The organism is Stenotrophomonas sp. Ste96, assembly GCF_024519495.1.
Lineage (GTDB): Bacteria > Pseudomonadota > Gammaproteobacteria > Xanthomonadales > Xanthomonadaceae > Stenotrophomonas > Stenotrophomonas bentonitica_A.
The window spans coordinates 426,809-442,383 of record NZ_JALJRX010000002.1; the positions used below are offsets into that span (position 1 = coordinate 426,809).

At 67.1% G+C, this 15,575-nt stretch carries 11 protein-coding genes; 6 read left to right on the forward strand and 5 right to left on the reverse strand.

Annotation, left to right across the window (positions count from 1 at the left end; translation table 11 throughout):
* Positions 1 to 521 precede the first annotated feature (521 nt).
* From OC373_RS08715 to OC373_RS08740, 6 genes are all read left to right on the forward strand, one after another.
* The gene (locus OC373_RS08715; protein ID WP_261997564.1) at positions 522 to 2,894 is read left to right on the forward strand and encodes a GH92 family glycosyl hydrolase; all 2,373 of its coding nucleotides are present in this window, start codon (positions 522 to 524) and stop codon (positions 2,892 to 2,894) included.
* Positions 2,895 to 3,012: 118 nt separating this feature from the next.
* Positions 3,013 to 4,056 carry a LacI family DNA-binding transcriptional regulator gene (locus OC373_RS08720; RefSeq protein WP_019182992.1) on the forward strand — a complete coding sequence of 348 codons (1,044 nt, stop codon included), beginning with the start codon at positions 3,013 to 3,015 and terminating at the stop codon, positions 4,054 to 4,056.
* A gap of 44 nt (positions 4,057 to 4,100) precedes the next feature.
* Complete coding sequence (gene fucP, locus OC373_RS08725) at positions 4,101 to 5,411, forward strand: L-fucose:H+ symporter permease (RefSeq protein WP_019182991.1); 1,311 nt, start codon at positions 4,101 to 4,103, stop codon at positions 5,409 to 5,411.
* Positions 5,412 to 5,418: 7 nt separating this feature from the next.
* A complete protein-coding gene (locus tag OC373_RS08730) occupies positions 5,419 to 6,414 on the forward strand; it encodes a carbohydrate kinase (protein WP_261997502.1) in 996 nt (331 codons plus the stop codon).
* On the forward strand, positions 6,411 to 7,604 hold the full coding sequence (locus OC373_RS08735; RefSeq protein ID WP_019182989.1) for an AGE family epimerase/isomerase: 1,194 nt from the start codon (positions 6,411 to 6,413) through the stop codon (positions 7,602 to 7,604). Before OC373_RS08730 ends, OC373_RS08735 begins: the two co-directional genes overlap by 4 nt.
* Positions 7,605 to 7,687: 83 nt before the next feature.
* Complete coding sequence (locus tag OC373_RS08740; RefSeq protein WP_261997503.1) at positions 7,688 to 10,327, forward strand: glycoside hydrolase family 2 protein; 2,640 nt, start codon at positions 7,688 to 7,690, stop codon at positions 10,325 to 10,327.
* Between the two features lie 80 nt (positions 10,328 to 10,407).
* Here OC373_RS08740 and mtnC read toward each other — a convergent pair whose 3' ends face one another.
* The 5 genes from mtnC to OC373_RS08765 form a co-directional block, all read right to left on the reverse strand.
* Positions 10,408 to 11,106 (reverse strand): acireductone synthase, encoded by a 699-nt coding sequence (gene mtnC, locus OC373_RS08745; RefSeq protein ID WP_261997504.1) that lies wholly within the window; start codon positions 11,104 to 11,106, stop codon positions 10,408 to 10,410.
* Positions 11,107 to 11,109: 3 nt separating this feature from the next.
* Entirely contained in the window at positions 11,110 to 11,673 is a 564-nt protein-coding gene (locus OC373_RS08750) for an acireductone dioxygenase (protein ID WP_019182986.1), read from the reverse strand.
* Between the two features lie 117 nt (positions 11,674 to 11,790).
* Positions 11,791 to 12,432 carry a methylthioribulose 1-phosphate dehydratase gene (locus tag OC373_RS08755; protein WP_026069746.1) on the reverse strand — a complete coding sequence of 214 codons (642 nt, stop codon included), beginning with the start codon at positions 12,430 to 12,432 and terminating at the stop codon, positions 11,791 to 11,793.
* Between the two features lie 167 nt (positions 12,433 to 12,599).
* The gene (locus OC373_RS08760; RefSeq protein ID WP_070427279.1) at positions 12,600 to 14,027 is read right to left on the reverse strand and encodes an amino acid permease; all 1,428 of its coding nucleotides are present in this window, start codon (positions 14,025 to 14,027) and stop codon (positions 12,600 to 12,602) included.
* Between the two features lie 68 nt (positions 14,028 to 14,095).
* Positions 14,096 to 15,574: an amino acid permease gene (locus tag OC373_RS08765; RefSeq protein WP_261997505.1), complete on the reverse strand. Its 1,479-nt coding sequence runs from the start codon at positions 15,572 to 15,574 to the stop codon at positions 14,096 to 14,098.
* Between the last annotated feature and the right edge of the window lies 1 nt (position 15,575).

Here is a 15,575-nt window from a genome sequence, read left to right on the forward strand (position 1 = left end):
TTTCAAGTTGGATCGATCTAAACGATTGGCGGGGGATTTTTAGCACGACCGCGCGAGGGAAGCATGCTGCTCCGCAATATGGACGTGGAGCGTGCTTTCGCTTGACCCCGGCCGATCCCGCAATGTTGCTGGGTCCGGGGCTTCAGCCCGCTATATCGGCCGATGGGGCGGAATGTCCGCCCTACGCATCGGGCATTGCCAGGCACTGCGCAGGCTCGGGCAGGGCGGGGTGCTGTCGATCGGTCCTCGATGTTGCAGCGCAGAATGCATCGATTGAAATTCCCGTGCTTTACTTGAATCGATCTAAATTCACCGGGGTGTGGATTGGGTCACCCAGTCCAGGGAATTAGAGGCGCCCGCCGCCACTGGTTCGCGCTGCCGCCACGTCCGCCAAGGAGTCCGTGTCCGTGACCCGTCTTTCTCACCGTCCTTCCGTCGTTTCCGCCGCCGGCGCCATCCCGGCCCGCCGCCGCCCGCTCGCCGGCCTGGCCTGCCTGCTGGCGCTGAGCTGCGCGCCGCTGATGCTGCAGGCCGCGCCCGCCGCGCTGGAGCGCGAGGTCAACACCTTCATCGGCAGCAAGGACGATGGCAATACGTTCCCGGGTGCCTCGGCGCCCTTCGGCCTGATCCAGGTCAGCCCGATCGGTGAGCACTACGCCGGGTGGCGCTACGACGATCCGAAGATCCGGGGTTTCGGGCATTCCTTCCTCTCCGGTGCGGGCTGCTGGGAGCAGGGCGGCCAGGTCTCGGTCCTGCCGGTGACCGGCAGCATCGGCCCGGGCGGCGACTTCAATACCGACGACGCCAAGAGCTTCGATCACAAGCGCTACGCCTCCAGCTATACCCACGACGGCGAAGTCGGGCAGGCGGGCTACTACAAGGTGCGCCTGACCAACTACGGCGGCATCGATGCCGAAGCCACCGCACGCACCCGTGCCGCGGCCGAGCGTTACACCTTCGCCGCCGATGCAGGCACCGGCCACGTGCTGGTGAACCTCGGCCAGGCCAACGAGCGCCATTCGGTGATCGGCAGCGTGGTTGATGTGGTCGGCGACCGCGCCGTGGAAGGCAAGCTGGTCACCAAGAGCTTCTGCGGTGGCCATCAGTACACCACCTGGTTCCGCATCGAGTTCGACCGCCCGTTCAAGTCGTTCGGCACCTGGGGCGAGGGCGGTGGCCTGCCCGGCGCCCGCCATGGCATGGAAGGCGAGCTCAAGCCGAGTGGCGCCTGGCTCAGCTTCGACCTGGGCAAGGACCGCGCAGTGACCGCAGTCAGCGCGATCTCCCACGTGGATGCCGAAGGCGCGCGCGCCAACCTGCGCAGCGATGGCATGCAGGGCGACCGCCTGCTTTCTTTCGACCAGATGCGGCAGATGGCACAGCAGCAGTGGCGCAAGGAACTGGCGGCCGTGCGTGTGCAGGGCGGCAGCAACGATGACCGTACCGTGCTCTACACCGCGCTGTACCACGCGCTGCTGCAGCCACTGACCGGCAGCGATGCCGACGGCCGTTACCGTGGCTACGACGACAACATCCATCGCGCTGACGGCTGGACCTACTACGAGTACTTCTCGCTGTGGGATACCTACCGCGCGCAGAACCAGTGGCTGGCCCTGACCAAGCCGGAGGTCGCGCGCGACATCGGCCGCACGCTGCTGGCCATCGAGGCGCAGGGCGGTTGGCTGCCGCGCTGGGGCTATGCCAACTTCGAAACCAACGTGATGACCGGTGATCCGGTGACGCCGTTCCTGGTCGACCTGTGGCGTTTCGGCGCGCTGGCCGGCCGCGAGGGCGAGGCCTACACCGCGCTGCGCAAGAACGCGTTCGGAGTGCCGCCGATGAACTCGCGTCATGCGGGTCGTTCGGGTAACCCCAGCTACCTGGCCAACGGCTACGTGCAGTACGACCGCGCCTTCCCCTCCAAGGGCATGGACGTGGACCCGCACCACGGTGGCTCGGCAACGCTGGAGTACGCACTGGCCGACTGCGCGCTGGCGCAGATGGCCGATGGCCTCGGTCATGCTGCCGATGCCGGCGTGCTGCGTGAGCGTGGCCGCAACTGGCACAAGGTGTGGGACCCGTCGGTGCGCGACGAGGAGGGTGATTTCAACGGCTTCCCGCGGCCGCGCATGGAAGATGGCGCGTGGTACCTGCCGGCCGATGGCAAGTACAGCCCGCGTTCGCACCATGGCTTCCATGAAGGCACCGCGTGGCAGTACCAGTGGCTGGCGCAGCAGGACGTGCCCGGGCTGGTCCAGGCCATGCACGGCCGCGAGCAGGCCGCTCGCCGCCTGGACACGTTCTTCGCCTACGACGCGCTGGTGACCTCGCCGCTGACCGCCGCACGCAAGGAATGGGTGGTTGGCCCGTACAGCTACTACAACCAGTACCGCTACAACCCGAACAACGAGCCGGATCTGCATGCACCGTGGATGTACACGCTGATCGGCCAGCCGTGGAAGACCGCCACCGTGGTGCGCGCCGCGCAGCAGCTGTTCACCAACGCGCCCAACGGGGTCACCGGCAACGATGACCTGGGCACGATGTCGGCCTGGTACCTGTTCAGCGCGCTCGGCCTGTACCCGGCCGTGCCGGGCAGCGGCGAGTTCCTGCTGCATACCCCGCGCTTCGCCCGCGCCGAGATCGATCTGGGCCAGGGCAGGACGCTCACCCTGAAGGCACCGGGCGCCGACGGCCGCAAGCTGCAGTACGTCCAGAATGTCCAGGTCGATGGCCGCGCGCATGCGCCGGTGTGGCTGGACTGGGCGCAGCTGCAGCGCGGTGGCACCATCGCCTTCGCGCTGGGCGGCACCGCGCCGGAGAATGGCTGGGGCACCCAGGCCGAGGCGCTGCCGGCCTCGTTCTGCGCCACCCCGGGCGCGGCGCTCGAATGAGCCACGCACCGGCCCGTGCCGTGGCCAGCCCATCGGGGCTGATCGCCGGCACGGGCACGGACCGCTGGTCAATGCGATCGTTTAGGCTTGCACCTTGCTTGAGGAACCCGACGACCCGATGAAAGACAAGGCCACCCCCGCCGGCAAAGGCACGCGCGCGGTCACCGTGACCGACATCGCCGAAGCGATCGGCGTGTCGCGCGCGACCGTCTCGCTGGTGTTGCGTGGCAGCCCGCTGGTGAATGTCGACACCCGTGCCAAGGTGGAGGCCGAACTGCGGCGCCAGCGCTATGTCTACAACCGTGGCGCGGCCAATCTGCGCCGGCGTACTTCGTCCAGCGTGGCGCTGGTCATCAACGACCTGTCCAACCCGTTCTTCGCCGAGTTCGCCTCCGGGGTGGACGAAGCGCTGGGCGGCAAGGGCTTCGTGACCCTGCTTGGCAGCACCGGTGAATCGCCGGAGCGGCAGCAGGCGGTGCTGACCACGTTGATGGAGCACATGCCGGCCGGGCTGATCCTGTCGCCCGCCGAAGGCAGCGATGCCGGGCAGCTGCGCCAGGTGCTCGGGCACGCCAACGTGCTGCTGTTCAACCGCGAGCTGCCCGGTGCCGACTGGGACTTCCTGACCCTGGACAACCAGCAGGGCGCCTACCTGGCTACGCGGCATCTGATCGAGCAGGGCCACCGCCGCATCGCGTTCTATGGCGGTCATGCGGTATCCAGTTCCTGCCATCAGCGCCGCACCGGCTATGCGCAGGCCCTGGTGGAAGCCGGCATGCCGGTGCAGCCGGAGTGGCTGATTGAAACCTCGCCCAGCCGCCTGGATGCGGCCGCGCGCACCGGCGAGCTGTTCGCCCTGGATGCCGTGCCGACCGCAGCGGTCTGCTACAACGACAGCGTCGCCTTGGGCCTGATGCTGGGCCTGGCGTCGCGTGGCGTGCAGCCGGGCCGCGATTTCGCGGTGACCGGTTTCGATGATATTTCCGAGGCCTCGGTGGCATCGCCGCCGCTGACCACGCTGACCGTCAACCCGCGCGAACGCGGGCGACAGGCCGCCGAACTGCTGCTGCTGCGTCTGGATCATCCCGACGCCGCACCGGCCCGTACCGTTGCACCGGTCCAGCTCCGCGTTCGCGAGAGCAGCGGCGCGATGACTGTCTGATGGCTCCCCCAATCACCTGCTCGCGCACTGAGGCGCGTACCTGAATGCCCATCTCTCCAACGCCCCGCCTCCCATCCTCATCCTCCGCCGCGCCCGTGGTGAACACGCGCGTTGCGCTGGCCGTGGCGACCACGATCTTCTTCATGTGGGGCTTCCTCACCTGCCTCAATGACATCCTGATCCCGCATCTGAAGGCCGTGTTCGATCTGACCTACGCCCGCGCGATGCTGGTGCAGTTCACCTTCTTCGGCGCGTACTTCCTGATGTCGGTGCCGGCCAGTCGCCTGGTCGCACGGCTGGGCTACAAGAACGGCATCGTGGCCGGCCTTGCCATCGCCGCAGTGGGCGCGCTCGGCTTCTGGCCCGCGGCCGAGCTGCGCGTGTATGAAGCCTTCCTGGGTGCGCTGTTCGTGCTGGCCACGGGTATCACTGTCCTGCAGGTGGCGGCCAACCCGTATGTGGCGCTGCTCGGTCCGGAACAGACGGCGTCGAGCCGACTGACCCTGGCCCAGGCGCTGAACTCGCTGGGGACCGCGATCGCGCCGATCTTCGGTGGCCTGCTCATCCTGGGCAACACCGTCAAAAGTGCGGACGAGATCAATGTGCTGCCGATGGCCGAACAGCTGGCCTATCGCACCCAGGAAGCCCAGTCGGTGCAGGGCCCGTATGTCGGCCTGGCAATCGCGCTGGTCCTGCTTGCCGTGTTCGTCTATCTGTTCCGCCTGCCGGCACTGAATGAGACGACGGAGCAGAACAGCGGCGACAAGCACACCCTGATGGAGGCGCTGCGTCACCGCCACGTCCGGTTCGGCGTGCTCGGCATCTTCTTCTACGTGGGTGCGGAAGTGGCGGTCGGCAGCGTGCTCGTGAACTACCTGTCGCTGCCGAACATCGGTGGCTTCAGCGAACAGCAGGCCACGCATTACGTCTCTGCCTACTGGACGATGGCGATGATCGGCCGCTTTGCCGGTTCTGCCATCATGACCCGCTTCTCGCCGCGTCTGCTGCTGACCCTGTTCGCCAGCATGAACGTGGCACTGCTGGCGCTGACCATGCTCACCCAGGGGCAGGTGGCGTTGTACTCGGTGGTGGCGATCGGCCTGTTCAATTCGATCATGTTCCCGACGATTTTCGCGCTGAGCATCGAACGCCTGGGCACGCTGACCACCAAGGCGTCGAGCCTGCTGATCATGGCGATCGTCGGCGGGGCGCTGATCCCGGTCCTGCAGGGCAAGCTGGCCGACCATATCGGCCTGCAGCCGTCCTTCATCCTGCCGCTGCTGTGCTACGGCTACATCATCTTCTACGGCCTGTGGGGCTCGCGCCCGGCCGCTGGAATCCGCCAGGGAGCTTGAGGCCAAGATGTCCAAGATTGTTTGTTTCGGCGAGATTTTGATCGATCTACTTGCCCAACCGCCGGCCACCCCGGACACCCCGCGTGCCTTCCTGCAGTATGCCGGCGGTGCGCCCGCCAACGTCGCCGTTGCTGCGGCGCGGCTTGGTGCGGACACCCATTTCGCCGGCATGCTCGGCCAGGACATGTTCGGCGACTTCCTCGCCGAGAGCCTGGCCAGTGCCGGCGTGGCGACCGACTGCATCGTACGCACCGACGCGGCCAAGACCGCGCTGGCCTTCGTGGCACTGGATGCCAGCGGCGAACGCAGCTTCAGCTTCTACCGCCCGCCGGCGGCGGACCTGCTGTTCCGCAGTGCGCACTTCCATCCGAACTGCTTTGAAGGCACGCGCAGCTTCCATGTGTGCTCCAACAGCCTGACCGAGGCCGAGATCGCCGAGGCGACATTGGAGGGCATGCGCCGCGCGCGCCAGGCCGGTGCGATGGTCAGCCTCGACCTCAACCTGCGCCCGGCGCTGTGGCCGACCGGTGTCGACCCGCTGCCGCGGTTGTGGGAAGCGCTGTCGCTGGCCGATCTGGTCAAGCTTTCGCGCGAAGAACTCGAGTATCTGGCGGCCTCGGTGCCGGGCGGTGACGCCGCCGTGGTCGAGCGTCTGCTCGCCGCGCAGGCGCAGGCGGTGGTGATCACCGACGGTGCCGCGCCGATCCGCTGGCACACCCGCCACACCCACGGCGTACTCACCGGCTTCCGCGTCACCACGGTCGATTCCACTGCGGCGGGCGATGCCTTTGTTGGCGGCCTGCTGTTCGGCATCGGCGAGCGCGGTGGCGACGGGACGGGCTTTGCCGCCTTCTGCGAGGACCCCGCCGCGCTGGTGGAGGCGATCCGCTTCGGTGCGGCCGTCGGTGCGCTCGCGGTCACCCGCAAGGGCGCCTTCGCCGCGATGCCCAGCCGTGATGAAGTCCAGCACCTGCTCCAGCAACAACAGGATGACGCCGCATGACCACGCCGGTTCCGCCGACCCCCGATTTCCGCTCGCCCGCGTTCCTGCGCGCCCATATCGCGCAGACCATGGCGTTCTACCAGCCGCATGAAATCGACCCCAAGGGCGGTTTCTTCCATTACTACCGTGACGATGGCAGCGTCTACGACGCCAGCCATCGTCATCTGGTCAGCAGCACCCGGTTCGTGTTCAACCACGCGATGGCCTACCGCGAGTTCGGCAAGCCGGAGGACCTGGCCGCGGTCGAACACGGCCTCCGCTACCTGCGCGAGGTGCATCGCAACCCGGCGACCGGCGGTTACGCCTGGACGCTGCGCGATGGGGTGGTCGAAGATGCGACCAACCATTGCTACGGCGTGGCGTTCGTGCTGCTGGCCTACAGCTGCGCGCTGAAGGCCGGCATCAACGAGGCCCGTGCGTGGATGGACGAGACCTGGCAGCTGCTGGAGACGCGGTTCTGGGAGCCGGCGTTCGGCCTGTACAAGGACGAAGCCGACGCCGACTGGACCTTCAGCGATTACCGCGGCCAGAACGCCAACATGCACATGTGCGAAGCGATGCTGGCTGCATTCGAGGCCAGTGGCGAGCAGCGCTACCTGGAACGTGCGCTGCTGCTGGCCGACCACATGACCCGCCGCCAGGCGGCGCAGGGCGACGGGCTGGTGTGGGAGCACTACGACACCCAGTGGCAGATCGACTGGAACTACAACCGTGACAATCCCAAGCACCTGTTCCGCCCCTGGGGTTTCCAGCCGGGGCATCAGACCGAGTGGGCCAAGCTGCTGCTGATCCTGGATCGCCACGTACAGGCCGACTGGCTCGTGCCGACCGCGCGGCATCTGTTCGATGTGGCGGTGGAACGCAGCTGGGACGCCGAACGCGGCGGGCTGTACTACGGGTTCGCCCCGGACGGCAGCGTGTGCGATGACGACAAGTACTTCTGGGTGCAGGCCGAATCGCTGGCCACCGCCGCGCTGCTGGCCAAGCGCACCGGCGACGCCGTGTACTGGGACTGGTACGACAAGCTGTGGGGCTACGCCTGGCAGCACATGATCGATCATCGCTACGGCGCCTGGTATCGCATCCTGGACGCGGACAACCGCAAGTACAGCGATGAGAAGAGCCCGGCCGGCAAGACCGACTACCACACCATGGGCGCGTGCTACGAAGTGCTCAACGTAGTGCGTTGAATCGGTAGCCGACCGCAGGTCGGCTGCACCAACCCGGTAGAGCCGACCGTTGGTCGGCTGCTCCCGCAGCCAGGCAGATCCCCATGCGCATGCACAGCCGTCTCCATGTCGTTGCACCGGCCTGCTGGCTGATGCTGGTCCTGCTGGCCGCCTGGGCACTGCCCGTGGCAGCCGCCCCGCTGGCGGCGGAGTGGTCATTCCGCCTGCTACCCGGCGACGCGCGCGGTGCCGCGCACCCCGGCCTGCAACAGTGGTGCCCGGCGCAGGTGCCCGGCGCCGTGCACACCGACCTGCTGGCGCAGGGGCAGATTCCGGATCCCTACGTCGGCGCCCCGGAGGCCGGCCTGCAGTGGATCGGCCTGGCCGATTGGGAGTACCGCGCACGGTTCGATGTGGATGCCGGCACGCTCGCCCGTGCGCATGCCGAGCTGGCGTTCGACGGGCTGGACACGTTCGCCACGGTCACCCTCAACGGTCAGCCACTGCTGCAGGCCGACAACAGCCATCGCACCTGGCGGGCCCGGGTCGACGGGAAGCTGCGCGCGCGCGGCAATGAACTGCGCATCGTGCTGCGCTCGCCGATCCGCACCCTGCTGCCGGGCGTGCAGGCGATGCCGCACAAGATCGCCGGCAACTATCCCTCGCCCTATGGCGATGAGCCAAAAGACGCGATGGTCGGCAATTTCGTACGCAAGCCGGGCTACCACTTCGGCTGGGACTGGGGCCCGCGATACGTGACCGCCGGCATCTGGCGCCCAGTGCGACTGGAGAGCTGGGACGCGCAGCGCCTGACCGCGCTGGCCGTGCAGACCCGCGCCCTGGATGCGACGCGGGCGGACCTTGAGGTTGCGGTGGAGGTGGAGAGTGCTGCCGTCGGCACTGCAGCGGTGCAGGTCGAGGTGCTGGATCCGGACGGCAAGCGCGTGGCGCGCATCGACCGCAAGGCCCTGCTCAAGGCCGGTGACAACCGGATCGTCATGCCGGTCGCGCTACCGCAGCCACGGCGCTGGTGGCCGGCCGGGCAGGGCGAGCAGGCGCGCTACACCGTTCGCGCCACGCTGGCCCCTGGCACGAGAGACGCGACCCGCATCGAGCAGCGCACCGGCCTTCGCACCGTCGAGCTGCGCCGGGAAGTGGACCGCAACGGCGGGCAGGGGTTTGCATTCGTGATCAACGGCGTGCCGATCTTCGCCAAGGGCGCCAACGTGATCCCGTTCGACATGTTCCCGGCGCGCGTGGACGCGGCGCGGATCCGGCGCGAGCTGACCGCTGCGCGCGATGCCAACATGAACATGCTGCGCAACTGGGGCGGCGGCTACTACGAAGATGACGTGTTCTTCGACATCGCCGACGAGCTCGGTCTGCTGGTCTGGCAGGACTTCATGTTCGGGGGCGGCATGCAGCCCGGCTACGATCCGGACTTCCGCGCGAACGTGGTCGCCGAGGCGCGCGACAACGTGCGGCGCCTGCGACATCACCCCAGCGTGGTGCTGTGGTGTGGCAACAACGAAGAAGAAACCGCGTGGAAGGACTGGGGCCACGGCCGCGACCTGACCGCTGCCGATCCCGCGTTCGCCGCGAAGGTCTGGCAGGGCTACGTTGACCTGTTCGGCAATGACCTGCGCCAGGTGGTGGCCGAGGAGGGCCTGGGCGTGCCGTACTGGTCGAGCTCGCCGAGCAACGACCTGGACGAGAAGGCCAACGATTCCACCCGCGGCGACAAGCACTACTGGCAGGTGTGGGGCAATCCGGCCCTGCCGGTCACCGCCTACCTGCACGAAACGCCGCGCTTCATGTCCGAGTACGGGCTGCAGGCCTGGCCGGTGCTGCGCACGCTGGACGGCATCATTCCCGCCGCGGAACAGCAGGTGGACAGCCCGACGGTGCGCGCGCACCAGAAATTCATGGCAGGCGAGGGCAACCAGCGCCTGCTCAAGTACATCGAGGAGGAGTACGGCACGCCGCGCGACTTCCCGGCCTTCGTGTATCTGAGCCAGGTGATGCAGGCAGACGGCATCCAGCTCGCCGCGCTGCATCACCGCGCCTCCAGGCCGTACACGATGGGCTCGCTGTACTGGCAGCTCAACGATGTGTGGCCGGGCGCCTCGTGGTCCAGCATCGACTACGCCGGCCGCTGGAAAGCGCTGCACTTCCACGCCAAACGGTTCTTCGCCGACCACGCGGTGGCCGCATTGCGCGACGAAGGCGTGACCCGGGTGAGCCTGCTCAACGATCGTCAGCAGGGCCTGCAGGCGACGTGGCGGATGCGGGTGATGGATCTCGATGGCGCGCTGCGCAGCGAGCAGCGGCATACCGTGGCACTGCCGCCGTTGTCCGCGCTGGAGGTGGGGCGATTCGCCGACGCGGACCTGTTGAAGGGCGCCGATCCCACCCGCACGGTGGCGGTGGTCGAGCTGTTCGATGGCGCCACGCTGTTGTCGCGGCAGGTGGTGTATTTCGCACCGGCCAAGGCGTTGGCGCTGTCACCGGCGAAGATCGACAGCACGCTGCGCGCGGACGGCGAGGGTGCCGTGCTGACCCTGCGTGCGCCGAAGCTGGTGCGTGCGCTGTGGATCGACTTCGACGGCGTGGATGCCACCCTGGACGACAACGCGCTGGACCTGGTGCCGGGCGAGACGGTCACCATCCGCCTGCGCAGCGAGGCGGACCTGCCGACCCTGCGCCGCACCCTCCGCCTCACCTCGCTGGCCGACGCAAGGTAGAGCGACCCCATGGGTGGCTGGCGCGGTGCCGGCATCGCGCCAAACCCAGCCACGCATGGCGTGGCTACCGATGAGGGGTCTTACAGCCTGATCTGCTGGAAATTCTCGACGCGGTCGTGGCCGTGGGTGGCCTCACCGCTGCGCGGCAGCGGATAGTCGTCCAGGCGATCCAGCAGACGGGTCTGCAGGCCCGCGTCGCGCGCGGCATCCAGCTCTTCGACCACGTCGGACAGGAACAGGATCTGCCCGGCCGGCACGCCGATCACCTCGACGATGTGGCGGTAGCTGTCCGCCTCACGCTTGCCGCCAACCTCGGTGTCGAACCAGCCCGAGACCAGCCCGGTCAGGTCACCGGCCTCGCTGAAGCCGAAGAACAGCTTCTGCGACGGCACCGAGCCGGAGGAATACACGTACAGCGGCTTGCCCTCGGCATGCCAGCCCTTCAGCACGGCGGCCACTTCGGGATAGAAGTGCGCCTTGTAGTCGCCGTTGCGGTAGCCGGCTTCCCAGATCATGCCCTGCAGCGCCTTGAGCGCGGTGTGCTTGCGGTCCTGGTCGATCCAGCCCTGCAGCGTCTCCACGATCAGGCTGTCCTGGCAGGCGCCGCCGATCTCGACCGCCACCGCATCCAGCCAGCGGCGCACCTGCGGCTCCTGGCCATGCGCGGCGACGAACGCCGGCAGCGCCTTGCGCGCATACGGGAACAGCACGTTCTTGACGAACGAAATGCTGCTGGTGGTGCCCTCGATATCGGTGAGGATGACGGTCGGATGCGGCATGGATCAGTCGGCCTGGTGCTGTGCGGGGTGGTAACGCGGGAAGGTCTGGGCGATGTCGCTGCCGGTGAAATGGCCGACCCAGCCATCCGGCTCGGTAAAGAAGCGGATCGCCACGAAGCTCGGCTCCTCGCCCATGTCGAACCAGTGCGTGATGCCATCGGGCACGGCGATCAGATCGTTCTTCACGCACTCGATCTCGTAGACCTTGCCATCCACGTGCAGGGTGAACAGCCCCGAGCCGGCGACGAAGAAGCGGACTTCATCTTCCTTGTGGAAGTGCTCGTCCAGGAACTTCTTGCGCAGCTCGGCGCGGTTCGGGTTGTCCGGCGCGATCGAGGCGACATCCACACTCTTGAAACCGTGCTTGGCGACCAGCCGGTCGATGTCGACCTTGTAGGCGGCGAACACCTCGTCCTGGCTGGCGCCGGGCGCGACCTCATGGGCCGCCTGCCAGCGCTCGAACGTCACGCCGATCGGGGTCAGTTCGGCAGCGATCGCCTCGCCATCCCGGCTGTCGAACAGCGGGACATCCGGGGCGGTGTCATCAAATATGCGGAGTCGGCTCATGGCGGCGGCATCGAGGCGAAGAGGGAAAGGAAAGGGTACCAGTGCGGCGCCGGGGTGGGGGCGACGCACTGATGCCGATGCGCGGAATACAGATTCTCTTCAGGAATCTGAGCGCGATCAGCCGCGCAGCTTGCGCAGCTCCAGCTCACAGTGGAGCAGGAATTCGAAGGCTTCCATATGGCGGCGTGCCTCGGCCATGGTGCGGCCCCAGGCATACAGGCCGTGGCCATCGATCAAGTAGCCCCACAGCGGCTGGGTGTCGAGCAGGGCATCGACCTGGGCCGAGAGCACATCCATGTCCTGGGTGTTGGCGAACACCGGCACATCGACCGCCATCTCGTGGGTGCTGTTGCCGTGGAAGGCCTTGAGCAGCTCGTAGCCTTCCAGGCGGATATGGCCCTGCGGCGCATACAGCCGCGAGGCGATGGTCTGCACCGGCGAATGGGTGTGCAGTACGCAGCCGATCTCCGGGAAGCGGCGATACAGCTGGGTGTGCAGCAACGTCTCGGCAGACGGCCGCAGCGGCCGGCCGACGGCCTTGCCGTCGAAATCGACCACCATGATGTCGTCCTCCACCAGCCGGCCCTTGTCCTTGCCGGACACGGTGATCGCGGCATGGCGGTCATCCAGGCGGTGGGAGAAGTTGCTGCTGGTGGCCGGGGTCCACCCGGCGTGGGCCAGCTCGCGGACGTTGTCGATCAGCAGCTGGGCCAGCTCGCTCAGGCGCGCGGTGTCGTACGGGAAGGTGGGGGTGCTCATGCCGGTCATTTTAGCTAGGTCAAACGCTAAAAGCAGGTTTGTCGACTGGGCCGGACGGGGTGGGGCTTGCGGCGTCCCCCCGCGAACCCATGCCACCCGCCAAACCGACCGAAACAGGAGAGCTGACGCTTCGGCCGGTGCTTCGGCCGTTGGCTTAGGCGTGATCCTTAATTCCCGCGCAGCCGGCTATGGCGATACCCATAACCGAAGTAGATCGCGAAACCGCCCAGCGTCCAGAAGCCCATCAGCATCCAGTTGTGGGCCGTCATCGCGGTCAGCAGCGCGATGCAGCTCAGCACGCCCAGACTGCAGATCAGCCACGCCATCGGCATCCGGAACGGACGCGGCAGGTCCGGCTGGGTGCGGCGCAGGATCAGCACGCCGGCGCAGACCGCCGCGAACGCGATCAGCGTGCCCATCGAGGTCAGCTCGCCCAGAACGTCCAGCGGGAACACCGCCGCGAGCAGCGCGATGCCGATGCCGGTGATCACGGTGTTGATGTGCGGCGTGCGGTACGTGGGGTGGATCTTGGTGAACAGCGGCGGCAGCAGCCCGTCGCGGCCCATGATCATGAAGATGCGCGGCTGCGCGATCACCATCACCAGCACCACCGAGGACAGCCCGATCAGCGCGCCGATCTCCACGACCACGCGCAACCAGCCCAGCTGCGGATGCGCGGCCACCGCGGTCACCACCGGCTCATCGGTACCCAGCAGCTGGTACGGCACCAGCCCGGTCATTACCGCGGCCATGGCGATGTACAGCACGGTGCAGATCACCAGCGAGAGCAGCATGCCGATCGGCATGTCGCGCTGCGGCTTGTGCGATTCCTGCGCGGCTACGGACACCGCCTCGAAACCGATATAGGCGAAGAAGACCATCGCGGCACCGCGCAGCACGCCGTCGAAGCCGTACTTGCCCGGGCCTTCGTTGTCCGGAATGAACGGGGTCCAGTTCGCCGGATCCACATACTTCCAGCCCACCACGATCACCAGCAGGATCAGCGCGGTCTTGAGCACCACCATGGCCATGTTCATGGCCGAGGACTTGCTGATGCCCACGTAGCACAGCCAGGTCAGCAGCAGCACCAGCACGGCGGCCGGGATGTTGGCGATCGCGCCGGTCGGGCGCAGCTGGCCATCCAGCGGCGCGCTGACCAGCGCGGCGGGTAGATGGATATCGAAATGGCTGAGCAGGCTCAGGAAATAGCCGGTCCAGCTGACCGCCACCGCCGAGGCGGAGACGCCATATTCCAGCACCAGCATCCAGCCGATGAACCAGGCCGAGAGCTCGCCGAACGTGGCATAGGTATAGGTGTAGGCGCTGCCGGAGACCGGCACCATCGCCGCGAATTCGGCATAGGCCATCGCGCAGAACGCGCAGCAGATCGCGGCCAGCACGAACGACAGCATGATCGCCGGGCCGGCATGGTTGGCTGCGGCCTGGCCGGTGATCACGAAGATGCCGCCGCCGATCACCGCGCCGATGCCCAGCGCGGTCAGGCCCCACGGGCCGAGGGTACGGCGCAGGCTCAGGCCATTGGCGTCTTCATGGGCGGCGTGCGGATGCTTGGTGGCCCACAGTTGCTTGAACATGGTTTGGATTTCTTCTCAGGCGCGATGTAACAAACGACCGGGCCGGCACTGGGCCGGCCCGGTAGCACTCAGGCGGACTTCTTGTTCAGCTTGCTGTGGCGGATGCCGTAGCCGAAGTAGATCAGTGTCCCCAGCAAGGTCCAGCCAACAAACAGATGCCAATGCTCACGGAATGCCATGCCGAACAGCGTCAGGCATGCCAGCGCGCCCAGGGGGCAGATCAGCCACACGGCCGGGACGCGGAACGGTCGCTGCAGTTCCGGGCGCGTGTAGCGCAGGATCAGCACGCCCACGCAGACAGTGGCGAACGCGAGCAGCGTGCCCATCGACACGAGTTCACCGAGGACATTGAGGGGCATCAGGCCAGCCAGCGCCGCTGCGATGACGCCCACAATGATGGTGGCCACGTACGGGGTCTTGAACCGTGCGTGCACCTTGCCGAACAGCCTTGGCAGCAGACCGTCGCGCGAGATCGTGTAGGCGATGCGGGTCTGCCCCATCATCATCACCAGCACCACCGAGGACAGGCCGGCGATGGCGCCGACTTCGACGAAGGTCTTCAGCCACGACAGCTGGGGGTGGGCTTCCAGCGCGGTCACTACCGGCTTGGCAGTACCGAGCTGGGTGTAGGGCACCAGACCGGTCAGCACCAGGCACACGATCACGTAGATGATGGTGCAGATGGCCAGCGAACCCAGCAGGCCGATCGGCATGTTGCGCTGTGGATCCTTGGTTTCACCGGCGGCGGTGGACACCGCATCGAACCCGATGAACGCGAAGAACACGATGGAGCCCGCGCGAAGGACGCCGCTCCAGCCGAACTCGCCGAACGTGCCCGTGTTATCTGGAACGAACGGAGTCCAGTTGGCGGGATCGATGTACGCCACGCCGACGCCAATGAACATGCAGATCACCGCGACCTTGATCGCGACGATGATGGCGTTGATGAAGGTCGACTGGGTGATGCCGACGTAGAGCAGGCCGGTGACGGCCGCCACGATCAGAACGGCGGGGAGGTTGAACAGCTTCCCAGAGGACACGAACTGTCCTGCTTCCCACGCCACCGGCGCCGATGCCAGCGCGTCCGGGAAGGGCAGATGCAGGGTGGTGGTGATGAAGCTGATCAGATACGCCGACCAAGCCACCGCAACGGATGCCGAGGCGAACAGGTACTCCAGTACCAGGCACCAGCCGATGAACCAGGCCATGCCTTCGCCCAGGGTCGCGTATGAGTAAGAGTACGCGCTGCCCGAGACGGGCATCATGGCCGCGAACTCCGCGTAGCACAGGCCGGCAAGAGCACAGGCCAGGCCTGCTGCGATGAATGACAGGGTGACGGCAGGGCCGGCATGGAAGGCCGCGGCCTGGCCGGTCATGACGAAGATGCCCGCACCGATCACCGCACCGATGCCAAGCAGGATGAGGTGTTTCGCTGTGAGGGTCCGTTTCAGTGTGGGCTCGCCATCCAGGCTGCCTTCGATGGGCTCGCCAGCATCGACGTGCGGTGCCGGTGCGACCGGTTTGACCCTCAACAGAGACTTCAGCATG

What these genes read in the sequence shown, in the direction of transcription:
- fucP (WP_019182991.1), top strand. Translation starts at nt 4,101, where the DNA reads ATGCCCATCTCTCCAACGCCCCGCCTCCCATCCTCATCCTCCGCCGCG.
- OC373_RS08735 (WP_019182989.1), top strand. Translation starts at nt 6,411, where the DNA reads ATGACCACGCCGGTTCCGCCGACCCCCGATTTCCGCTCGCCCGCGTTC.
- OC373_RS08765 (WP_261997505.1), bottom strand. Translation starts at nt 15,574, where the DNA reads ATGCTGAAGTCTCTGTTGAGGGTCAAACCGGTCGCACCGGCACCGCAC.
- OC373_RS08750 (WP_019182986.1), bottom strand. Translation starts at nt 11,673, where the DNA reads ATGAGCCGACTCCGCATATTTGATGACACCGCCCCGGATGTCCCGCTG.
- OC373_RS08730 (WP_261997502.1), top strand. Translation starts at nt 5,419, where the DNA reads ATGTCCAAGATTGTTTGTTTCGGCGAGATTTTGATCGATCTACTTGCC.
- OC373_RS08760 (WP_070427279.1), bottom strand. Translation starts at nt 14,027, where the DNA reads ATGTTCAAGCAACTGTGGGCCACCAAGCATCCGCACGCCGCCCATGAA.
- OC373_RS08715 (WP_261997564.1), top strand. Translation starts at nt 522, where the DNA reads ATGCTGCAGGCCGCGCCCGCCGCGCTGGAGCGCGAGGTCAACACCTTC.
- OC373_RS08740 (WP_261997503.1), top strand. Translation starts at nt 7,688, where the DNA reads ATGCGCATGCACAGCCGTCTCCATGTCGTTGCACCGGCCTGCTGGCTG.
- OC373_RS08720 (WP_019182992.1), top strand. Translation starts at nt 3,013, where the DNA reads ATGAAAGACAAGGCCACCCCCGCCGGCAAAGGCACGCGCGCGGTCACC.
- mtnC (WP_261997504.1), bottom strand. Translation starts at nt 11,106, where the DNA reads ATGCCGCATCCGACCGTCATCCTCACCGATATCGAGGGCACCACCAGC.
- OC373_RS08755 (WP_026069746.1), bottom strand. Translation starts at nt 12,432, where the DNA reads ATGAGCACCCCCACCTTCCCGTACGACACCGCGCGCCTGAGCGAGCTG.